The sequence below is a fragment of the Methylocystis sp. JR02 genome (genome assembly GCF_030063565.1).
GTDB classification, from domain to species: domain Bacteria; phylum Pseudomonadota; class Alphaproteobacteria; order Rhizobiales; family Beijerinckiaceae; genus Methylocystis; species Methylocystis iwaonis.
The window spans coordinates 1,214,371-1,235,372 of record NZ_JASIRC010000001.1 but is presented as its reverse complement, the minus strand read 5'-3'; the positions used below and the strand labels follow the sequence as shown (position 1 = coordinate 1,235,372).

Annotated in this window: 23 protein-coding genes; 16 read left to right on the top strand and 7 right to left on the bottom strand. The window is 63.1% G+C overall.

Going from position 1 to position 21,002, the window contains the following annotated elements; translation table 11 throughout:
• Positions 1 to 144: 144 nt before the first annotated feature.
• The 7 genes from amoC to QNA11_RS05910 all read left to right on the top strand — a co-directional run bounded on the left by amoC (position 145) and on the right by QNA11_RS05910 (position 7,587).
• Entirely contained in the window at positions 145 to 915 is a 771-nt protein-coding gene (gene amoC / locus QNA11_RS05940; RefSeq protein WP_281927381.1) for a bacterial ammonia monooxygenase, subunit AmoC, read from the top strand.
• Between the two features lie 196 nt (positions 916 to 1,111).
• Positions 1,112 to 1,990, top strand: a complete 879-nt coding sequence (gene amoA / locus QNA11_RS05935; protein WP_502867520.1) for a bacterial ammonia monooxygenase, subunit AmoA — start codon at positions 1,112 to 1,114, stop codon at positions 1,988 to 1,990.
• Between the two features lie 121 nt (positions 1,991 to 2,111).
• Complete coding sequence (amoB, locus tag QNA11_RS05930; protein WP_202074342.1) at positions 2,112 to 3,371, top strand: bacterial ammonia monooxygenase, subunit AmoB; 1,260 nt, start codon at positions 2,112 to 2,114, stop codon at positions 3,369 to 3,371.
• A gap of 435 nt (positions 3,372 to 3,806) precedes the next feature.
• The gene (locus tag QNA11_RS05925; protein WP_202071545.1) at positions 3,807 to 4,415 is read left to right on the top strand and encodes a hypothetical protein; all 609 of its coding nucleotides are present in this window, start codon (positions 3,807 to 3,809) and stop codon (positions 4,413 to 4,415) included.
• A 71-nt stretch (positions 4,416 to 4,486) separates the two neighbouring features.
• Complete coding sequence (locus QNA11_RS05920) at positions 4,487 to 4,873, top strand: copper resistance CopC family protein (protein WP_202071546.1); 387 nt, start codon at positions 4,487 to 4,489, stop codon at positions 4,871 to 4,873.
• Between the two features lie 129 nt (positions 4,874 to 5,002).
• Complete coding sequence (locus QNA11_RS05915; protein ID WP_283482299.1) at positions 5,003 to 6,928, top strand: CopD family protein; 1,926 nt, start codon at positions 5,003 to 5,005, stop codon at positions 6,926 to 6,928.
• A gap of 56 nt (positions 6,929 to 6,984) precedes the next feature.
• Entirely contained in the window at positions 6,985 to 7,587 is a 603-nt protein-coding gene (locus tag QNA11_RS05910; RefSeq protein WP_202071548.1) for a copper chaperone PCu(A)C, read from the top strand.
• A gap of 116 nt (positions 7,588 to 7,703) precedes the next feature.
• Here QNA11_RS05910 and QNA11_RS05905 read toward each other — a convergent pair whose 3' ends face one another.
• Positions 7,704 to 7,931 carry a hypothetical protein gene (locus tag QNA11_RS05905; RefSeq protein ID WP_202071549.1) on the bottom strand — a complete coding sequence of 76 codons (228 nt, stop codon included), beginning with the start codon at positions 7,929 to 7,931 and terminating at the stop codon, positions 7,704 to 7,706.
• Between the two features lie 203 nt (positions 7,932 to 8,134).
• On the bottom strand, positions 8,135 to 9,358 hold the full coding sequence (locus QNA11_RS05900) for a glycosyltransferase family 87 protein (RefSeq protein ID WP_283482298.1): 1,224 nt from the start codon (positions 9,356 to 9,358) through the stop codon (positions 8,135 to 8,137).
• 151 nt (positions 9,359 to 9,509) lie between these two features.
• On the opposite strand from QNA11_RS05900, the gene QNA11_RS05895 reads away from it, so the two are divergent.
• The 3 genes from QNA11_RS05895 to QNA11_RS05885 all read left to right on the top strand — a co-directional run bounded on the left by QNA11_RS05895 (position 9,510) and on the right by QNA11_RS05885 (position 11,740).
• Positions 9,510 to 10,712, top strand: a complete 1,203-nt coding sequence (locus QNA11_RS05895; RefSeq protein ID WP_202071551.1) for a pyridoxal phosphate-dependent aminotransferase — start codon at positions 9,510 to 9,512, stop codon at positions 10,710 to 10,712.
• Positions 10,713 to 10,968: 256 nt separating this feature from the next.
• Positions 10,969 to 11,496 carry an SRPBCC family protein gene (locus tag QNA11_RS05890; RefSeq protein WP_281927393.1) on the top strand — a complete coding sequence of 176 codons (528 nt, stop codon included), beginning with the start codon at positions 10,969 to 10,971 and terminating at the stop codon, positions 11,494 to 11,496.
• A 31-nt stretch (positions 11,497 to 11,527) separates the two neighbouring features.
• Entirely contained in the window at positions 11,528 to 11,740 is a 213-nt protein-coding gene (locus tag QNA11_RS05885; protein WP_202071553.1) for a hypothetical protein, read from the top strand.
• 61 nt (positions 11,741 to 11,801) lie between these two features.
• Here QNA11_RS05885 and QNA11_RS05880 read toward each other — a convergent pair whose 3' ends face one another.
• Together QNA11_RS05880 and QNA11_RS05875 are read right to left on the bottom strand one after the other, a co-directional pair.
• The gene (locus tag QNA11_RS05880; RefSeq protein ID WP_202071554.1) at positions 11,802 to 12,398 is read right to left on the bottom strand and encodes a superoxide dismutase; all 597 of its coding nucleotides are present in this window, start codon (positions 12,396 to 12,398) and stop codon (positions 11,802 to 11,804) included.
• 162 nt (positions 12,399 to 12,560) lie between these two features.
• On the bottom strand, positions 12,561 to 13,172 hold the full coding sequence (locus QNA11_RS05875; RefSeq protein ID WP_283482297.1) for a hypothetical protein: 612 nt from the start codon (positions 13,170 to 13,172) through the stop codon (positions 12,561 to 12,563).
• 389 nt (positions 13,173 to 13,561) lie between these two features.
• Between QNA11_RS05875 and QNA11_RS05870 the strand changes: the two genes are divergently transcribed.
• Together QNA11_RS05870 and QNA11_RS05865 are read left to right on the top strand one after the other, a co-directional pair.
• Complete coding sequence (locus QNA11_RS05870; RefSeq protein WP_283482296.1) at positions 13,562 to 14,119, top strand: hypothetical protein; 558 nt, start codon at positions 13,562 to 13,564, stop codon at positions 14,117 to 14,119.
• Between the two features lie 99 nt (positions 14,120 to 14,218).
• On the top strand, positions 14,219 to 15,388 hold the full coding sequence (locus tag QNA11_RS05865; protein ID WP_283482295.1) for an acyl-CoA dehydrogenase family protein: 1,170 nt from the start codon (positions 14,219 to 14,221) through the stop codon (positions 15,386 to 15,388).
• Between the two features lie 183 nt (positions 15,389 to 15,571).
• Here QNA11_RS05865 and QNA11_RS05860 read toward each other — a convergent pair whose 3' ends face one another.
• From QNA11_RS05860 to QNA11_RS05850, 3 genes are read right to left on the bottom strand one after another with little or no spacing between them, the layout of a single operon-like run.
• Complete coding sequence (locus QNA11_RS05860; RefSeq protein ID WP_283482294.1) at positions 15,572 to 16,510, bottom strand: CBS domain-containing protein; 939 nt, start codon at positions 16,508 to 16,510, stop codon at positions 15,572 to 15,574.
• A 22-nt stretch (positions 16,511 to 16,532) separates the two neighbouring features.
• Complete coding sequence (xth, locus tag QNA11_RS05855; protein ID WP_283482293.1) at positions 16,533 to 17,330, bottom strand: exodeoxyribonuclease III; 798 nt, start codon at positions 17,328 to 17,330, stop codon at positions 16,533 to 16,535.
• Between the two features lies 1 nt (position 17,331).
• On the bottom strand, positions 17,332 to 18,381 hold the full coding sequence (locus QNA11_RS05850) for a YcjF family protein (protein ID WP_283482292.1): 1,050 nt from the start codon (positions 18,379 to 18,381) through the stop codon (positions 17,332 to 17,334).
• A 60-nt stretch (positions 18,382 to 18,441) separates the two neighbouring features.
• Between QNA11_RS05850 and QNA11_RS05845 the strand changes: the two genes are divergently transcribed.
• The 4 genes from QNA11_RS05845 to dprA all read left to right on the top strand — a co-directional run bounded on the left by QNA11_RS05845 (position 18,442) and on the right by dprA (position 21,002).
• Positions 18,442 to 18,789 (top strand): ribbon-helix-helix domain-containing protein, encoded by a 348-nt coding sequence (locus tag QNA11_RS05845; protein WP_349362182.1) that lies wholly within the window; start codon positions 18,442 to 18,444, stop codon positions 18,787 to 18,789.
• Positions 18,672 to 19,085 (top strand): type II toxin-antitoxin system RelE/ParE family toxin, encoded by a 414-nt coding sequence (locus QNA11_RS05840; protein ID WP_349362181.1) that lies wholly within the window; start codon positions 18,672 to 18,674, stop codon positions 19,083 to 19,085. The genes QNA11_RS05845 and QNA11_RS05840 overlap by 118 nt, the downstream gene beginning before the upstream one ends.
• Positions 19,086 to 19,176: 91 nt before the next feature.
• Positions 19,177 to 19,767 carry a glycerol-3-phosphate 1-O-acyltransferase PlsY gene (gene plsY, locus QNA11_RS05835; protein ID WP_202071561.1) on the top strand — a complete coding sequence of 197 codons (591 nt, stop codon included), beginning with the start codon at positions 19,177 to 19,179 and terminating at the stop codon, positions 19,765 to 19,767.
• A complete protein-coding gene (dprA, locus tag QNA11_RS05830) occupies positions 19,764 to 21,002 on the top strand; it encodes a DNA-processing protein DprA (protein ID WP_283482289.1) in 1,239 nt (412 codons plus the stop codon). The genes plsY and dprA overlap by 4 nt, the downstream gene beginning before the upstream one ends.

The window sequence follows — 21,002 nt, the reverse complement described above, 5'->3', positions numbered from 1 at the left end:
AGAAAGGGCGGGACGGTCCTGGGCTCCGTTAACAGCGGGTCCGGCCTCACGTTAATCAAACGAGGACGAAGCGGCTCCGTTCCGGGAGGCGGAGCTTTTTTACCGGTCACGCGCATCCCTGGGAGCACATAGGAGGAGTTAAATATGAGCTCGACGACTAGCACGGCTGCCGGCGCAGCCGCTGAAGTAGAGTCCGTAGTCGATCTGCGCGGCATGTGGATCGGCCTTGCGGTTCTGAATGTTTTCTATCTGATCGTCCGCATTTACGAGCAGGTCTTCGGCTGGCGCGCCGGCCTCGACTCGTTCGCTCCGGAATTCCAGACCTACTGGATGTCGATCCTTTGGACCGAAATCCCGCTGGAGCTCGTCTCCGGTCTGGCGCTCGCCGGCTTCCTGTGGAAGACCCGCGACCGTAACGTCGACGCCGTGGCCCCGCGCGAAGAGATGCGCCGCCTGGTGGTCCTCGTTCAGTGGCTGGTCGTTTACGGCATCGCCATCTACTGGGGCGCCTCGTTCTTCACCGAGCAGGACGGCACCTGGCACATGACGGTTATCCGTGACACGGACTTCACGCCGTCGCACATCATCGAGTTCTACATGAGCTACCCGATCTATTCGGTGATCGCGGTCGGCGCGTTCTTCTATGCGAAGACCCGCATTCCGTATTTTGCTCATGGCTACTCGCTGGCGTTCCTGATCGTCGCCATCGGCCCGTTCATGATCATCCCGAACGTCGGCCTGAACGAGTGGGGCCACACCTTCTGGTTCATGGAAGAGCTGTTCGTTGCGCCGCTGCACTGGGGCTTCGTGTTCTTCGGCTGGATGGCGCTCGGCGTGTTCGGCGTCGTGCTGCAGATCCTCGGCCGCATCCATGCGCTGATCGGCAAGGAAGGCGTCGCCCTCCTCACCGAGTAAAATGTGACGACCCGCTCGCGCCCTTTAAGGGCGCGGGCGGAAGGTTCGGGGTGGGGCTTTTCTTTAGACAAGAGACTGAGCGTTTTCTGGCCGCCATTGGCGACTGGGGTGGTTCTTCTCGCGTCGCGGTCAGGGGTTTTCCTGGCTGAAAAGGCAAGACTTCGCTCAGGCGGCGCGCAAGCGCGGCCCAAAGGAAATGCCGGGCGGGGCCCTAGAGGCGATCGTCCGGGCGCGGTCCGGAGGCGCGACGCTTCCGGTCAGCGGCAAAAAGAAACTCGGGGCCTCAAGGCGCTCGAGAAACACCAAGGAGAAGAGTGATGTCACAATCGAAAAGCGGGGGGCGGTCGGTCCGTTCAACTCCGTCGCCGAGGCGGCGGGTTGCGTCGCGACGACGGACTGGATGCTTCTGGTTCTGCTGTTCTTTGCGGTCCTGGGCGGCTATCACGTCCACTTCATGCTGACGGCCGGCGACTGGGACTTCTGGGTCGACTGGAAGGATCGTCGTATGTGGCCGACGGTTATTCCGATCCTCGGCGTGACCTTCTGCGCGGCGTCGCAGGCTTTCTGGTGGGTTAACTTCCGTCTTCCGTTCGGCGCCGTTTTCGCGGTTCTGGGCCTGATGATCGGCGAGTGGATCAACCGCTACGTCAACTTCTGGGGCTGGACCTACTTCCCGATCAGCCTCGTGTTCCCGTCTGCTCTGATCGTTCCGGCGATCTGGCTCGACGTGATCCTGCTCCTGTCGGGTTCCTATGTGATCACCGCGGTTGTCGGCTCGCTGGGCTGGGGTCTGCTGTTCTATCCGAACAACTGGCCGGCGATCGCCGCCTTCCACCAGGCGACCGAGCAGCATGGTCAGCTGATGACGCTGGCCGATCTCATCGGTCTGCACTTCGTCCGCACCTCGATGCCGGAATACATCCGCATGGTCGAGCGCGGCACGCTGCGCACCTTCGGTAAGGACGTTGTGCCGGTTGCGGCGTTCTTCTCGGGCTTCGTCTCGATGATGGTGTACTTCCTGTGGTGGTTCATGGGTCGCTGGTATTCCACGACCAAGCGGATCGAGCAGATCTAATCACCCAAAAAGACGCGGCGGAAATTTGGTTGGATCATCGGTTTGGCCTGATCTGTCGCGGATGAATAAATCGGCTGGCGCGCGAGGCGCCGGCCGGAAGAAGAACCTGGGAGGTTTGTTCATGAAAAAGCTAGTCAAGCTCGCCGCCTTCGGCGCGGCGGCTGCTGTGGCGGCGACGCTCGGAGCGGTCGCTCCGGCCTCGGCGCACGGCGAGAAGTCCCAGCAGGCGTTCCTTCGCATGCGCACGCTGAACTGGTATGACGTTCAGTGGTCGAAGACGACGGTCAACGTCAACGAGGACATGGTCCTGTCCGGCAAGGTTCACGTCTTCTCGGCGTGGCCGCAGGCGGTCGCCAATCCGAAGGTGTCGTTCCTGAACGCCGGCGAGCCGGGTCCGGTTCTGGTCCGCACGGCTCAGTTCATCGGCGAGCAGTTCGCTCCTCGTTCGGTGTCTCTGGAGATCGGCAAGGACTACGCCTTCTCGATCAACCTGCGCGGTCGTCGCGCCGGCCGTTGGCACGTTCATGCTCAGATCAACGTCGAAGGCGGCGGCCCGATCATCGGACCCGGCCAGTGGATCGAGATCAAGGGCGACATGAAGGACTTCACCGATCCGGTGACGCTCCTCGACGGCTCGACGGTCGACCTCGAGAACTACGGCATCAGCCGCGTTTACGCGTGGCATCTGCCGTGGCTGGCGGTTGGCGCCGCGTGGATCCTGTTCTGGTTCATCCGGAAGGGCATCATCGCCTCTTACCTGCGTGTTGCTGAAGGCCGTCCTGACGACGTCATCGGCGATGACGACCGCCGCATCGGCGCGATCGTTCTCGCTCTGACGATCCTCGCGACGATCGTCGGCTACGCCGTGACGAACTCGACCTTCCCGCGCACGATCCCGCTTCAGGCCGGCTTGCAGAAGCCGCTGACGCCGATCGAGACGGAAGGCACCGTGGGCGTGGGCAAGGAGCAGGTGTCGACCGAGCTGAACGGCGGCGTCTACAAGGTTCCGGGCCGCGAGCTGACGATCAACGTGAAGGTCAAGAATGGCACGTCGCAGCCGGTTCGCCTCGGCGAATATACGGCGGCTGGCCTGCGCTTCCTGAACCCGACCGTGTTCACGCAGAAGCCTGACTTCCCGGATTACCTGCTTGCTGACCGCGGTCTGTCGAACGACGACGTGATTGCGCCGGGCGAGTCGAAGGAAATCGTGGTGAAGATCCAGGACGCGCGTTGGGACATCGAGCGTCTCTCCGACCTCGCCTACGACACGGACAGCCAGGTCGGCGGTCTGCTGTTCTTCTTCACGCCGGACGGCAAGCGCTTTGCGGCTGAAATCGGCGGCCCGGTCATTCCGAAGTTCGTCGCCGGCGACATGCCCTAAGCGAAACTCGGTAGCCTGAACTAATGCGCCGGCCGGACGAAAGTCCGGCCGGTCGCGTTTTGGGGGGACGCTTGGGATGGCGCTCGCGCACGCGTTTGCGCCTTCGTTCTCAATTTTTGCTCAAAATCAATTCCTGCGTCCTTTCGACGCAAACGACACTCGGGTTTTTCGCTCGCGCCTGCGCATATTTTCGATGCAATCTAGCAATGGAGCAGGCGTCGTTTTGCCAAAGACGGCATTGCAGGCGCGGCGCGCGAGGCGTTAAGTATCGTCGCGACAATTAGCGCAGCTATCGCTGGAGCATGTGTTAATCGGCGCATGTGTTACTTGGCTAAATGAAACGACTGTGGGTTCGTGATCGACCGTGCAAAGCGGCGCACGGCAAAATCAAAAGAGGCGCGGTAAAAGCGCCTCGATAAGAAATCGAGGGAAGAAATGATGAATTGGCGCAGCCTTGCAGCCGCCTTCTTTGGCTTGGCGCTCTCGCTCAGTTTCGCGCCGCAGACGCGCGCGGAAGGCGGCGCGGGCCCAGAGGCCATGTCCATGGGCAATATGTGCATGGTCATGTTCGGCTATGACATGATCCACATCACCGCCTTCCAGCCGGATAAATCGCGCAGCGAATATTGCGATGAGATTCCCGCCACCGGCCGCACGATCATGGTCTTCGATCTCGAGACGCCGGCCTTCCGCGACCTTCCCCTCGAGCTACGCATCATTCGCGATCCGGTGACGCCGATCACCAAGGACACGGATCTCGAGGCGCTGACGGTGCTGCATCTTCCCGCGAAGAAATATACGAAGGGCACGTTCAGCCTCGAGCATAATTTCGATGCCAACGGCCATTACATCGGTCTCGTGACGCTCACGCGCGATAATGGCGAGCAGCAGACCGAGCAGTTCAGATTCAGGGTCGGCGAGACCTTGTGGGCGTGGGTGCCGCAGATTGCGGGCACGATCCTCATCGCGGGGATGGTCTTCGTCTATTGGAAGCACACCCATCCGTCCTCGAAGAAAAAGGCCACGGAGACGGTCGCGTCTTGAACGGAGGCGCTGTCGATCGCATCTCATAAAATAACTGCGAAAAAGGGCGGAAAAGCCCGGGAGGAAATCTCATGAAGGGACTGTTTATTTTCTCGCGGCGCGCCGCCATTTTCGCCGCCGCTTCGATGATCGCCGCAGGCGTCGTCGCGCCAGCGCGCGCGCATTCCTTCCTCGTCGAGGCGAACCCCTCCTCGAAGGACCACGTCGCGACGGCGCCCAAGACTGTCAAGCTGCGTTTCGGCGGCGGCGTCGAGCCGAAATATTCCAAGCTCAGCATCGAGGACGCCAGCGGAAAGGTGCTCGGCGAGGGCGCCAATGGCGTGCCCGACAAGCCGCGCGAACTGTCGATGGACGCGCCGGAGCTCGCGGCCGGAAAATATGTCGTGCGCTACCGCGTGCTGTCGACCGACGGCCACATCGTCGAAGGAAGCTACGAGTTCACGGTCGATCCGAAGTAAGCGCTTCTCCTCTCGAGGCGCTCAATGTCGGGCGCGCCGTCGGCTGACCAGCGCCGGCGGCCCTACGACCGGCCGCACAAGCGGCGTCCCTGAACGAAACGCGGAAGAGCCAAGGGGCGAGACCCGTCGATGTATCTTTCTCTGGCATTCATACGCTTTCTCGAGAGCGTCCCATCGGCGCTCGCGGTCGGTCTGCTGCTTCTGCCGCGGCTCATCGATGAGGATGGCGGACGCTTCAAGCCCTGGGTCGCCGCGGCGGCGGTTTTTCGCGCGCTGCTGGGTTTTGCGCTTCTCTATCTGACCGCCCGTGCGATTATCCCGGCCGAGCGGCCGATCGACGCCGCCGTTCTGCAGGAGTTCGCCTTCGGGACCAGCGTCGGCAAGGCCTGGGTCGGCACGCAGCTTCTCGCCTTTGTTTTTGCGGGAATGACGATCGCGCGCTTGTTCCGCGCGTCCGATCTCCTCGACCGCGCGACGCTTTGGACCGGCGTCGGCGTGCTCGCCGTCGTTTCGGTCACGGGCCACGCCATCGACGACGGCTTGCCGCTCTGGACGCAGTTCAGCTTCCTCCTGCACACGGCGGCGGGACTCACCTGGCTCGGCGGGCTCTTCGGCCTGATCTGGTGGATGTTCACGGCGCATCAGAAGCCGCCTCACCTTGCCGCCAAACTCGCGGAACGCTGGTCGAGGATCGCAAAGGTTGCGATTGCGCTCGTCGCCGTCACCGGCGTCGCCATGGCCTATGAGAATGTCGGCAGCGTGCCGAACATGCTCGCCACCCCCTACGGCCGCCTATTGACGCTGAAGCTCACTCTGCTCGCCGCCGTGCTGCTCTGCGCGCTCGCCATCGTGCGCTATATGCGCGCGCGCCCCATTGACGAATTCGACGTCGCCTGGGTCGGCAAGATCGGGAGCCTCGAGGCGGTTTTCGGCGTGGGCCTGCTGGCGATCGCCGGCTATATCGCCGTCATCACGCCGGCCTCGCACGAAACCGATCTTTATTGGCCGCTGCCGTTCCGTCTGTCTTACATCGCGACATGGGGGCAGAAGCCGGTCTTTCCGTCTGCGATCTGGTGGTGGGCCATCGGCTCGGGCGTTTTTGCGATTGCCGCCGCGCTCATCTGGTGGACGCCGGCGACCCGCGAGAAGCGGCTCTACGCCACGCCGGCGGCGACGATCGCCGCTCTGTTCTGCCTGGCGGTGTCCTTCTCCACCGAGGCCTATATCGACACCTACAACGATCCCACGCAGGATTTCACCGCCGAATCGGTTGCGCGCGCCATGTCGACCTTTCAGGAGAACTGCGTCGGCTGCCACGGTCCGATTGGCGAGGGCAACGGCCCCATGGCGAAGGATCTGAAGAACAAGGATGGCCTGCCGATCCAGCCGGCGGATCTCACCGCGCCGCATGTCGGCACGCATACGATCGGCGATATTTTCCACTGGCTGACGTTTGGCGGGCAGAGCGGCGTCATGCCGAGCTTCGCCCATGTGCTCGACGTCGATGATCGTTGGGATATGATCAACTATCTGTTGATGCTTTCCAGCACGAACCAGTCGCGCTTCATCGGGCCGCAGGCCATGGTCCAATGGCTGATCGCGCCGGATTTCGCGCTGATCGATCCGCAGGAGGAGGTGACGAGCCTCTTCAAGCTACGGGGTAAGCCGACGCTTTTGTCCTTCGCGCGCTGCACGGCGGGCGCCGACGGCGAAAAGGAGCTGGAGGCAAGTCTGTTGACTGCGGCAGGCGCGGCGAAATCGGCGGGCGTGAATCACGTCACCGTCTATAGCGGCGATTGCCCGGCGGCGGCGAAGGGTCGCGAGGCGCTTCACCCGGCGGCGGCGGAGAAAGCCTATTCGATCATCAACCGCTATCCGAACGTACCTTATACGAACGAAATTTCGCAGGCGCATTTCCTCATCGATCGCTCGGGCTATGTGCGCGCGCGATTCAAGCAGTTCGGCGAGGGCGACGGAAACACGACGCAATTCGCCGCGCAGGCCGCGATGATGGCCAATGAGCCGCTGATCGAGATCAACCTGCACTCGCATTGAGGCGCAGGCGAGCTTTCGAGCCGGCAATCGAGCCGGCCGTTGAAAGGGAGAGAGACATGATCATCAAGCGGCGTGATCTTTTGGCGACAGGCGGCTCTTTGCTCGCCGGCGCCTTTCTTGGAGTCTTTGCCCCGGCCCGTTCGGCCAAAGCGCATGAATATGACGTCGGCAAGCTCAAGGTCGAGCACCCGTGGCTGCGCGCCCCGGCCGACGGCGAGAAGAACGCGACTTTCTACGCTTTCATTCACAATAGCGGCGACACGCCCGACAAGCTCGTCGGCGTGAAGGTTGAGAAGTTCGAGAAGGCGGTTATCCACGGCGACCCCAAGCATCTCGAGCTTGAGACGCCCGTGGTTCTCCCGCCCAAGTCGAAGACGACGCTCGCGCCGGGCGGCGTTTACGTGGCGCTGCTCGGCGCCAAGAAGCATTTGGAGGTCGGCTGGGGCCTCGAAATGACGCTGGTCTTCGAGAAGGCGGGCGAGGTCGTGATCGACGCCGCCATCGACGCGCCCGACGCCCAGCATGCGCATGACGCCGAGGCCATGGAGCGCTGGGAAAAGGCGCACAATAAGGACACGTCCGGGCCAAAGGATGCTGGCCACGACCATCACGGGCACGAGCATCATCACGACATGGATAAGTCGGATAAATCGCACTGACAGCGTGCTGCCGGGGAGGGCGAACAAACGCCCTTTCTCCGCCGCAGCGGCGGAACGCCCTAAAACAAACAACGCGCGCCCGGCGGCGCGCGTTTTACGTCGACAGTCTTGAACGCTCAGCGATCGACGCTGACGAGACGGCCGGAGAATCCGGGATTGTCGGCGATCGGCGCGTGGCCGTGAGTTGTGTTCAGCGGCAGCGCGAAGCCCAGCACGAAAGCGGCCGTGGCCATCGCTGCGACGAGCAGGATGGAGATGCGGAACTGTCGGCGAGCCGACTCGCGATCGAAGTGACGCGTGAACGCTGGTTCAATCTGATCGTCGAATTTATCAACGAGCGACATGATTGTTACTTCCCCTGGGTGATCGCCCTCGCATTCCCCTTCCGCCTGGGCTCTCCCTCTGCGCCGCGGCGGCGACGGCGCAAAGTCATCCTGCTTGCGCCCTCCGGATAGAAACGAGCACAAGCCCGAAAAGTTGCATGGGGCTGTGGACAATTTCACAATTTTTTTAAATCGGGGTCCGAACCGGGTTGATGAGGCGGAAATCACTCATGATTCGGGTTCGGTTCCAGGTTCTGCGCCTCCGTTTCGGGGCCGGTCCGGGCCGTCACGGCAAAGAGCAGCACGAGAACCGCGACGCCGATCGGAAGCCCGAGCGCCATGGCGGCCGGCCGCGCGACGAGCGGGGCGACATAAGCGAGCGCGAGCGCCGTTTTTTCATAGGGGTGGAAGCCTTCGTCGATCCCTCGCGAGACCAGTAGAGCCATCGCCGGGGCGAGCGCCATCAGGTCGTAGTCCAGTAGGTAGGGCGTGGTGAGCAGCATTGTTTCTATCGTGGCGGCGCCTTTGACCCTCTCGTCGGCGTGTGAGCGGAGAACCCATATGAGGCAGGCGAGCGCGCAGAAGCTCGCCGATCCCTGCCAGAAATAGGCGGTCGAAATGTCGCCGCCGAGCAACCGAACAGCGGCGAAGACGCTCTGGATTTTCTCGAAGCCGGGGCCGCCTTCCTCGACAACCTTGCGGGTGAAGCCGAGGCTTTCGAAAAAGGCGCGCCAGCTTGTTGCGCCGAAAGCCGCCAGGCTCATCGCGCTCATGGCGGCGAAAGTCGCAGCGGCGCTGGCGAGCGCGCGCCAGTGGCGGCCAATGAGGAGCGCAAGCGGAAGGGCGAGGGCGAATTGCGGCTTATAGGCGAGAAGGGCGAAAAGCGCGCCGGCGACAAGCGGGCGCCGGTCGAGGAGCAGGAAGCCGCCGCCGAGTAACGCCGCGGTGAGGAAGCCGTTCTGGCCATGTCCGAGATTGACGATAACGGCGGGAAAGGCGAGGGCCGCAATCAACGCGTTGCGCCGGGCGACGCCGGATTTGCCAAGTATCCCGACAATGGGAAGGAGATAGAGCGCGAGCGTTCCGGCCTGCCAGAGCGCGAGCGCCGGCAGATAGGGCAAAGTCGCGAAAAACGCGGCGAGCGCCAGGAAATAGGGCGGATAATGCCAGCCGAAGATCCCCGTCTCGGGGCCGAATTCTTTGCGCTGCGCCTCGGCGTGGCGCGTTATGTCGAACGGCGCCTCGGGATGGCCCGCGAGAACTTCCTGGCCCGCGACCCAAACCTGGCTGAAATCAGAACCGAGCGGGAGATTGTTCGGCCCAATGCGGTCTTGGGAGGTCGCGATGGCTCCGACAATAGCGACCAGGAAAAGGGCGAGGAAGATAAGCGGGTAGACGCGCAGCCGCTCTGCAGTCAGCCAGTCCCCGCTTCTGATTGTCCCCAGCATTCGCCACTCCCCGCCGACCGGCGAGACCATAGCGGGCGCCGGTTAATGCGACGGAATCGCCCAGGGTGAGCGACGATCGCGGATTTTCATTGCCCGCCGCGGCCCCGCTAATTATGGTGCGATGCACACTCCCCCTACAGGACAGACGGAAATGACCTTTCTCGCCCACGCTCTCTCGCGCGTTAAGCCCTCCGCCACGATCGCCGTGACGCAGAAGGCGCGCGATTTGAAAGCGCAGGGCAGGGAGGTGATCAGCCTTTCGGTCGGCGAGCCGGATTTCGACACGCCCGAGCACATCCGCAACGCCGGCAAGGCGGCGATCGACCGCGGCGAGACCCGCTATACGCCGGTGCTCGGCATTCCGCAGTTGCGCGAGGCCGTGGCCCGCAAGTTCAAGCGCGAGAACGGGCTCGACTACAAGGCCTCGGACACGATCGTCGCGACCGGCGGCAAGCACATTCTGTTCAACGCCTTTCTGGCGACCATCAACCCCGGCGACGAGGTGATCATCACCGCGCCCTATTGGGTGAGCTATCCGGAGATGGTCGCGATCTGCGGCGGCAAGAGCGTCTTCGTCGACACCAAGATGGAGGACGGCTTCAAGCTGCAGCCGGAGGCGCTGGAAGCCGCCATCACGCACAAGACCAAGTGGCTGGTGCTGAACTCGCCGTCGAACCCGTCGGGCGCCGCTTACAGCTATGACGAGATGAAGAAGGTGACCGACGTGCTCTTGCGCCACCCGCAGGTGCATGTGCTCACCGACGACATCTACGAGCATCTCGTCTATGGCGACTTCAAATTCGTCACCCCGGCGCAGGTCGAGCCCAATCTGATCGAGCGCACGCTGACGATGAACGGCGTCTCCAAGGCCTACGCCATGACCGGCTGGCGCATCGGCTACGCCGCTGGACCGAGCAAGCTCATCAAGGCGATGGATCTTCTGCAAGGCCAGCAGACCTCGGGCGCGTGCTCGATCGCGCAATGGGCGGCGGTCGAGGCGCTCGACGGGCCGCAGGAGCATCTCGCGACCTTCCGCAAGGCGTTCCAGGAGCGGCGCGATCTCGTTGTCTCCATGCTCAATCAGGCGAAATATCTGAAGTGCCCGACGCCGGAAGGAGCCTTCTATGTCTTCCCGTCCTGCGCCGAGGCGATCGGCCGCAAGACGCCGGCGGGCAAGGTGATCGAGACCGACGAGGATTTCGTCACCGAGCTGCTGGAAGCCGAAGGCGTCGCCGTGGTGCATGGCTCGGCATTCGGCACGGGGCCGAATTTCCGCATTTCCTACGCGGCGTCGGCCCTGACGCTGGAGACGGCCTGCGAGAAGATCCAGTCCTTCTGCGCGAGCCTGAAGTAAGGTCGCGGATGTCGTTCCCGACGGGCCGAAGGCCCGATCGGGAATACTGCCCGAAAGCCGTGACATTGCTCTGGATTCCCGATCGCCCGCTTGCGCGGGCGTCGGGAATGACCACGCGGTTTTATTTTCGATTGGTTGAAAGACAGTCTCGCCGGCTTGCGTTCGCAAGCCACCCTAACTTTACGCTTTCGTTCGTAGCGCTCTAATATGAAGAAAAGCGCGGGCCTGTGAGCCTGCGCCTCAGGGGAGCGCCAAGATGACCCTTCTTTTCCTCGTTGCGCTCGCTCTTGTGAGCGGGCTCATCGCTTATATTTCCTTGCGACCGAATACGTTCAAAATCGTCCGCTCCGCGGTCGTGAATGCGCCGCCGGAGGCGATTTATCAGCGCATCAATGATCTGCACGCCTGGGAGGCCTGGTCGCCCTGGGCCAGGCTCGATCCCGCCGCAACCAACACATTCGACGGCTCGCCGCTCGGGCCCGGCGCCAGCATGAGCTGGTCTGGCAATAAAAAGGTCGGCGCGGGGAAAATGACGATAAAGGAAAGCAGCCAGAACGAGCGCATTCGGCTCAAGCTGGAATTCACCCGGCCGATGTCCGCGACCAATGAGGTGCAATTCGATCTCAAGCCGATCGGCGAGGCGAAGACCGAGGTCACTTGGGCGATGTCCGGCCACAATGAATTCATTGGCAAGGCCATGCATGTCTTCACGAACATGGACAAGATGGTCGGGGGACAGTTCGAGCAGGGCCTCGCCAATTTGAAGTCGCTCGTCGAGGCGTGACGGCGCCATTTGCATCTCAGGAGAAGAGCCTATGAAAAAACTGCTTATCGCTGGACTTGGCGCCATGACTTTCGCTGCGACTCTGGCTGTCATGCCGCAAGAGGCGAGCGCCGCGGCCTGCGCGGTGGGGCGCTATCATGCCGGTTGCGTCGGCTATCGCGGAGCGGCCGTCGTGCATCGCGCTCCGGCGCGCGTCTGCCGCACCGTCTGGACCGGCCGCGTGCGCCGCACGGTCTGCTACTGATACTGGTAAAGAATTAGGCGCGCGGCAGGTCTTCCGCCGCGCGCAAGAGGTCAACCGCGCCTTACTTGGCGGCGTCGAGCATTTCCTCGGCATGCTCCCAGTTCACGAGATGCTCGAGGAAGGTCTTGAGATAGTCGGCGCGGCGGTTGCGGTAGTCGATGTAGTAGGAATGTTCCCACACGTCGGCGACGAGCAGCGGCTGCGCGCCGTGCACCAGCGGGCTCTCGGCGTTCGGGGTCTTGCGGATCGCAGCCTTGCCGTCCTTGAGCTCCAGCCACACCCAGCCCGAGCCGAACTGCGCCAGGCCTTCCTTCTGGAAGTCTTCCTTGAACTTGTCGACCGAGCCGAAGGAATCGACAATCAGCTTCTCGATCTTGCCCGGAATCGCGCCGCCGCCATTGGGCTTCATCCACTTCCAGTAGTGGTGGTGGTTGTAGTGCTGGGCGGCGTTGTTGAAGATCGGCGTGTTCTTGCCGAAGGAAGCGACAACCACTTCCTCGAGCGACTTGCCCTCGAACTCTGTGCCCTTGATCAAATTATTGAGGTTGGTGACATAGGTCGCATGGTGCTTGTCGTGATGATACTCGAACGACTCACGCGACAAATAAGGCTGCAGGGCGTCGTAAGCGTAGGGGAGATCTTCAAGCGTGAAGGACATCAATGCTCTCCTGAACAGGAATAGGGCTCGAGGGCCCCGCGGTTAACTAGACCCGGCGCCGCCGTGCGGCAACAAGCAATAAGGATTCCGTATAGAAGGCGCGTGACACGCAAAAACGGCCCGGCGGGGGCCGGGCCGTCAGCGATTGCGCGGGGAACGGGATCAGGCGGGCTGGCTGGCCGCTTCCTCCTTGTATTTCTTGGACTTTGCTCGCAGGGCCACCACCATGACGGCGACGAGCGACACGAAGCCGACGCCGTAAAGGATGTATTCGATCAATCCCCAGAACGTATAGAGCCCCACCGAGAAGGGGAATTGCGACACGAACTCATTGCCGAGATCGTCGCGCACTGTGACGATTGCGACATAGTGGCCGGCATCCTTGAAATTATGTTCGAAGGTCATGATGCCGTTGCGATAGATTTTCGGCTCGAGCTTGAAGACGGTCGTCGCCGCTGCATTGCTCGCTTCCGTCGCATTGCCTTCGGTTTTGACGATGCGCACGCCCATCGCCATGTCGCGCAGCTCGTCCGAGACGGCTTCGAGCGCGATCACGGTTGGACCGGTCTTGGCGACCGCCTCGCAAAACTCCTCTTCCTCGCCCGTGCGCTGATAGGCGATGAAATGCATGTTGCTGGGGCCGATCTTGAACACGCATTCATCCTGTTCGAGCTTCACGCCGCCATGCGCTAGCGCGCCTGTCGATGCAAAGCCCAAAGCTCCGATAAGAGCCAAAGCGGCGGCCCAAATCCGGCGCTTCGATAACCCCCTCATGTCCGTCTCCTAATCAGGTTGAGAACCGGCCGCTTGGTTCGACAGCGCCTGCGCCGTCGCCCGCCGCTCTCACGGCCAATACAAGAGCTTTGTGCTGGGCGCTGCTTTTACCATGCGTCATCAGGACGCATGCTTGTCAATACATGTAACTATATGAAATACAATAATTTACAAGGTCGACAATGAAGCGCGCTTCCTGTCCGGACGATCAACATATTGAACTGTAATGCGTTAATGACCATATTAGTAGAAAAACCGTCTTCCCTCTGGCTCTGGGCACGAACGGCTTTCATAAGTATAGAAAGTATAGATTCGCGCGCGCCTTCCCGGCGACTTGCGCGCGGCCTCTCGGTATGTGCTAGAAGGGCGGCGACGACGATGGGAGCCGCATGAAGCGCAATCTTTCCGGATGGGGCGTGACAGCCGCTGGCCTGCTGCTCGCGGGCGGCGGGGCCTATGGAATGTCGGCCGGCTGGGACATGATCATGGTGGAGCGCGGCTGGAGCCTGTTTATCGCCGGCGCGGTCGCCTTGTCGGGCGGCGTGGTGACCACGGCGCTCGGTCGGGTCGTCGCCCATCTCGCCCGCCTCGGCGCGGTGACGGACGCCGCCGCGCAACCGGCCGCGCCCAAGCCAGTTGAGGATGCGCCAGTTGAGGATGCGGCTCCTGTAGAGGCGGTTCAGGCGGAGATGTGGGCGAGCCCCGCTCCGGCGAAGCCCGAGCCTCCCAAGGCGAACGGCGTCACCGCCGAGCCGCCGCGGCCGGACTTCTCGTCCCTCTTGAGACCGCCGGCCGAAGAGCCGACGGAGGTCGACCGCTATACGGCGGGCGACTCGACCTATGTCATGATGTCCGACGGTTCGGTCGAGGTGCGCGGTCCCGAAGGCGCGCAGCGCTATCCCTCGCTTGCCGCCTTGAGGGCCGAGGCCGAGTCGCGACAGCGCTAACCTGCCTCGCTGTATGCGGCCATTGGCCGCCTCACGGCGCCTCGCCAGCGTCGCTATCCTGCCGCGATAACAACGACAAAATCGTCGGCGGGGAGGCATATGCCAGGGACGGATTCTCTTTTAGACGCTGTTCGGCGGATCGAGCCCATCATTCGCGAAAATGCTGCGGCGGCCGAGCGTGATCGCCGATTGTCGCCGCAAGCGGCCGCGGCGATGCGCGAGGCGGGCCTTTACCGACTCTGGCGGCCCAAGGCGCTCGGCGGGCTGGAAGTCGATCCGATGACGGGTTTCCGCGTCATCGAGGAACTCGGCCGCATCGACAGCGCCGCAGGTTGGAATTTGCAGGTTTCGATCGCCCATGACCTTTTCGGGCCATGGTTCCCCGACGACGCCGCTCGCGAAATCTTTGGAGGCGACGCCATCGTCGTCGGCGGTCAGCAGCCGGCGCGTCGGGCGGTTCACGTGGCGGGCGGCTATCTTCTTTCGGGCAGCACGCCTTTCGTCAGCGGCGCGCATCAGGCGACCGCTTATCTGGGCTATGCCAACATCGTTGAGGATGGCGATCTGCGCCGCAACGCCGACGGCGCGCCGGAAACGCTTTTGGTCGCCTGCTCGGCGAAAGATGCGACGATCGTTGACAACTGGAACGTCTTCGGCATGCGGGGGACCGGCAGTCATGATGTCGACGTGCATGACGCATTCGTCCCCGCCAATTGGGCCGTTCCTTGGGAGCCGCTGCGCAAACCGGGCAGCGCCTATGAAGGGCCGCTCTATCGCCTGACAGTCTGGCCGGCGATCGCCGCGCTGACGCCGCCAGCGCTCGGCATCGCCCGGGCGGCCATCGACGAGGCGATCGCGCTCATCACGAAAAAGACCCCTGCCTTCGGCGCGAAGAAGCTGGAGGACAACGGCGTCGTGCAGTCCCAACTGGCGCGCGCCGAAGCGCGACTCGGCGCCGGTCGCGCCTTCTTCTATCAGGCTTTTGAAGAGGCCTATGATGAAGCGGTCGCCGGTCGGCCAATCGATACGAAGTTAAAGGGAAAACTGCAGCTCGCCATCACCCACGCCATGCTCGAAGCCGTAGCGGCGGTGGACATTGTGCATGAGATTATCGGCGCCTCCGGCATACGCGAGGAGTTCCGTTTCGCGCAGCATTTTCGGGATGTCCACGTCATCGCGCAGCACGGCTTCATCAACGCCGCGAAATTGCAGCCGGTTGGGCAGATCATGCTGGGTCTTGCGCCCGACTGGCCATTTTTTGCGTTTTGACGTTTGAACCGCTCGCATTGGGGAATGTCATTCCCGGCGGGCTGAAAGCCCGACCGGGAATCCAGAGCCACAAAAGCGCTGGTTTGGCGCTGGATTCCCGATCGCTCGCTCAAGCGAGCGTCGGGAATGACACCGGCCCAACAAGCGGATCTCGACAGTCTATCAACTTTTGCGGAATGCGCTCTAAGTCCGCTTGCCCCACATCAGAAACAGCGCGGCATCGCCGGGCAGGCCCTCGGGAAAATCGACGATCTGCGCGGCAATTTTGAAGCCGCGCGGCTGCAGCTCGTTGCGCCAGCGCTTGAAGACATCCGCCGGCTCGCCGCGCAGCGTTTCCGGCCAGTGCGAGTCGGGCGCGTTGATCGCGCGCCCGCCATCGAGGCAGAGCTGGGCCGGAAATCGGATGAGCATATGCTCCGTCAGGCCGGAGGCGGCGGCGCGGCGGGCCTGAGAAACCATCTCGCGCCATTGCCCTTCGGTGAGGCGCTGGGCGGCAAGGTCCTTGATGCGCTGCTCGCGCAATTCCAACATGGCGCGGTGGCGGTCCTCGCGCTCCTTATCGAGCTGGCGCTCATGCGCGGCGACGAGATCGCGAAACTCCTCGGCCGTTGCGATGTCGCAGGCTTCGGGCTCGCGTCGCGTTTCTGAAAGGATGGATTTGGGCTGGCTGAGAACGTCCTGTTGCGGGTGTTTGCGCTCAGAGAGCGCGTGCAGCACTTCGCGGCGCAAGAGCACGCCGATGATTTTGTGGCCGTCGACCACCGGCGCGCGTTTGAGATGATGTTCCTGCATCACTTTCGCGATGTCGGAAAGCTTGGCGCCGCTGGGGACGGAGATCGCGGGCGCCGTCATCACCTCGCGCAGCGCCCGGCCATTCGAGCGGAAGGGCGCGTTACGCCGGTTTTGCAGCAAGAACGCCGGAATGGGCCCGAGACCGGCGTCGGGGAGAGGGCGCGCCTTTTCGAGATTGCTGCGCGTAACGATCCCGATCGGCGCCAACTGCTCGTCGACGACGGGCACAACGCCGACCTCGCATTCCGAAAGAAGCTTCGCGACGTAATCGAGGTCGGCATCCGCCGTGACAAAAGGAAAATGCCGCGTCATCAACTCGCGCGCAATCATCTGGCCTCCCGTCGCTGCGCCGTTACTCCGACAACTCTATCGTCACCGGCACATGATCGGACGGACGCTCCCAGCCGCGCGCCTCGGTGAGCACTTCGAGCTTGCCGAGTGCGCCGCCGAGCGCCTCGCTCACCAGAATATGGTCGAGGCGCCTGCCGCGGTTGGAGGCCGCCCAATCCGCCGCACGATAGCTCCACCATGTGTAAAGTTTTTCTTCCGCCGGCACGAAATGGCGCATGGCGTCGACCCAATTGCCAGCGCAGACGACATTGGTGAGCTTCTCGACTTCGATCGGCGTGTGGCTGACGACTTTCAGCAGCGCCTTGTGGCTCCAGACGTCATGCTCCAGCGGCGCGATATTGAGATCGCCGACGAGCACGACGCGGCCCTTCGCGGCGCCGTTTTCGCCCCATTCTTTCATCTCGTCGAGAAATCCGAGCTTATGCGCGAATTTCGGATTGATCTCGACGTCGGGCTCGTCGCCCCCCGCAGGCACATAGAAATTATGCAGCGTGATCGGCCCGCCCGCGCCCTCGACCTCGACGGCGATATGACGCGCGTCGCCCTTCCCGCAGAAGTCGCGCTTTTCGATGAGCCGCAGCGGCTTTTTCGAAACGACGGCGACGCCGTGATAGCCCTTCTGTCCATTGATGGCGGCGTGCCTATAGCCGAGCGCCGTGAAATCCTTCATGGGGAATTCCGCGTCCCGGCATTTTGTTTCCTGCAGGCAGAGAACGTCGGGCGCCTTGTCCTTCAAGAGTTGCGCAACGAGCGGCATGCGCAGCCGCACCGAATTAATGTTCCACGTTGTAATCTTCAATTTATTGAGCCTTGGTCTTGTCGCCACTGAACAGGAAAGGCGCGACGTCCTTGACGCCGGGCTGTTTCTCGGTGACGAAGGGAGTAGGGCGGCACACCGCCATGGCCGAGAGGCCGACGCGCGCCGTGAGCAGACCGTTGAGCACGCCTTCGCCGAGCTTTGCGGAAAGACGCGCGGCGACGCCATAGCCCAACACCTGCTGCAACAGCGTATCGCCGACGGCGACCGTGCCGGTAATGGCAAGATGCGCGCCAACGGAGCGCGCGAGCTTGAAGAAACCGAGAAGCCCGGGGCGGCCGCCATAGATTTCGGCGATGCGTCGCATCAGCATAATGGCCTGGCCGGCGACGAAAATAACATCGAGGATGGCGCGCGGACTGATGGCCGTCACGACAGAAACACGCTTGGCGGCGGCGGCGATCTCACGACGCGCAATTTCGTCGAGCGGCGCAACGAGACTGCGTTCGGCGAGATCGACGAGGTCTTTGCCATCGATGATCTGCTTCACGTAATCGGCGACGAGGGCGCGCGGGCGGGCGAGCTCGGCGCGGCTCTCGTAAAGCTTGCAAAGGTCCAGCACGCGCGTGCGCGCGGCGGCGACGTCGTCGGCGGTGCGCGCGGCGGCGAGGTCGGCGTGCAGTTTGGCGACGTGGTTTTGCAGCAGGATGGCGCGGATTTCACGCGCGACGAAGAGAAGCGCCGTCAGGGCGGCGGCCGACGCCAGCGCAAGGCCGATGGTCCCGAGAATGGGCGAACGGGCGAAAAGATCTTCGACGAAGTTCCAGATCCAGACGCTGAGCGCCAGCGTGATCAGACCGGTGAGAGCCGACAGGAAAACGCCGCCCGAGGAGAACACATAGCGATCGAGGAAGCCCTTGGCGCGGGCGGCCTCGACCGCCTCCTCGCCGCCCTGCGCGACATCGGCAAGCTCGGCGGCTTGCGCGAAAATATCGGCCTCCTCCTCTACCTGCGGCGCGGGCTTGGAGGTCACGGTCTCGTCGCCATTGAGGCGGAAGGCGCGCGGGCGGGGTCTGCGCTCTGAATCGGTCATGTGTTCGGTCCGGGCTTCGACCCCTCCCTTTAACGCTTCCGGCGGCAAAACGGGAGCGGGATGATGACGAGACACGCGAGTCGATTTTTTCGCGCGCGAGAACTATCCTCTTTGGCGGAAACCGGAGCTGGCAAAATGTCCAAACGGCCACAAACGCGGACAATCGATCTAAGCTTGGAAGAGGCGCGTTTCATTGACGCAAAAGTCGCCTCCGGGGCTTATGCGTCGGCGAGCGACGTGGTTTGCGACGCGCTAGAGGCTTTGGCAGAGCGCGACGCCCGGCTCGAAGAGTGGCTAACCCGAGACGTAGCTTCGGTTTACGACCAAATGAAGTCCCAGCCTCAGACTGCTATCCCCGCAGAGGAGGTTTTCGCGGGCTTGCGGGCCCGGCGCCGGGCCTCCTCGTGAAGCGTCGCAAGGTCGTCTTTTCGCCCCAGGCGCGGGACGACTTGCAAAGGCTTTATGATTACATCCGTTTTGCCGCCGGAGCCGAAACCGCGAATTCTTATATCGGTCGCCTCGAAGCTTATGTGCTGGGATTTGAGACAGCATCGGAACGAGGTCAGCGGAGAGACGATGTGAGGCCTGGATTGAGAACTGTCGGGTTCGAGCGACGGCTGACAATCGCTTTTTCCATCGACGCCGAAAACGTCACAATCCTGCGTCTTTTCTACGCCGGGCGGGATTGGGAAAGCGCCTTCTAGGGGCTTCCTCAGGTTGCGGCCCGGGCGCGGCTCCGTTAGCATCTGCGGCGCCTCCGCCCGCGCTTCTCGAGAACAGGTTTCAGCGTTTCCGATGTCCTTCCTGCCCGACGCGTTTGCGCTCATTCTCGGTTACCTCCTCGGCTCCATCCCCTTCGGCTTGCTGCTCACGCGCCTCGCTGGCACCACCGACATTCGCGGCATTGGGTCGGGCAATATCGGCGCGACCAATGTCCTGCGCACCGGCCGCAAAGACCTCGCGGCGGCGACGCTCGTTCTCGATGCGATCAAAGGAACGGCCGCCGTGCTCATCGGCGCCCATCTCTCGCCCGAAGGCGCCATAATCGCGGGCTTCGCGGCCTTTGTCGGACATATCGCGCCGGTCTGGCTGCAGTTCAAAGGCGGCAAGGGCGTCGCGACATTCCTCGGGTGCCTTTTCGGCCTGCATTGGCCGGTGGGGCTCGCCTTTTGCGCCATATGGCTCTCGGTCGCGGCGATCACCCGCTATTCGTCGCTTTCGGCGCTTGTCGCCAGCGCCGCGGCGCCGCTGCTCTTGCTGTTCCTCGGCCATGGCGGCGAAGCCCTCGTCGTCGGCGCCATGGCGGCTTTGCTCTGGCGCAAACACGCGGAGAACATCGCCCGCCTGCGCGCCGGCACGGAAAGCCGCATCGGCCAAAAAGCATGAGCGGGGCGCGGCTCAGCGACGAGCAGCTCGTCGACTGGCTGCGCCTCATCCGCAGCGACAATATCGGGCCGCGCACCTTCCTGGCGCTGGTCAACCGCTTCGGCGGCGCCGGCGCGGCGTTGGAGGCCTTGCCGGCGCTCGCCGCCAAGTCGCTGCGTGGGCGCGTGATCCGCATTGCGCCACGCGACGACATCCTGCGCGAGATGGACGCCGCGGCAAGAATGGGCGTGCGTTTCATCCCGATCTGCGACCCCGACTATCCGCCGCTTTTGCGCGAAATCCCGGACGCGCCGCCGGTCCTTTCCATCCGCGGCGCCGCCGAGACCACGCAGCGCGACGGGGTAGCGCTGGTTGGTTCGCGCAATGCGTCGACGGCCGGCCTCGCCTTTGCAGAGAGGCTGGCCCGTGGCCTGGGACGGGAGGGCTATGTGATCGTCTCCGGCCTCGCGCGGGGGATCGACGCGGCGGCGCATCGCGCGAGCCTCGAGACCGCCACGATCGCCGTGCTCGCGGGCGGGCAGGCCCGCCCTTATCCGTCCGAACATGAAAAGCTCGTCGCCCAGATCGCCGAGCGCGGACTCCTTGTTTCGGAAATGCCGATCGAATGGGAGCCGCGCGGCCGGGATTTTCCACGCCGCAACCGCATTATTTCCGGGCTGAGCCGCGCGACGGTCGTGGTCGAGGCGGCGCGGCGCTCGGGGTCGCTGATCACGGCGCGTTTCGCTAATGAGCAGGGCCGGGAAATCTTCGCGGTTCCCGGCTCGCCGCTCGATCCGCGCGCGGAGGGAACGAATGATCTGCTGCGCCAGGGTGCGACACTGTGCGCCCGGCCGGAAGACGTTATAGACGCTTTGGCGGCGGGCGGCGGCGGATCGGCAGGGTCGCTTTTCGACATGGCCGGCGGAGCCGATCAGGGGCCGTTCTTCGAAGAATTCGAGGCCTTGTTCGAGCAGGAGCAAATTGCGTTCGACGAGCTGGCGGCCAACCAACCGGATTTCCAGCCGACTGTTGACACAAGCGAGCATCTGCCGGAGGCGAATTATACTGCGCTCACCGACCCACGGGAGCGCGTCATGTCGCTTCTCGGACCGGCGCCAGTGGCGATCGACGACCTCATTCGGACCGCCGGCCTATCGGCGCGCGACGTGCAGGGCGCGCTGGTCGAACTCGATCTCGAAGGCCGCCTGGAGCGGCATGGCGCGAATTGCGTCGCGCTCGTCGACAACCGAAAGTAG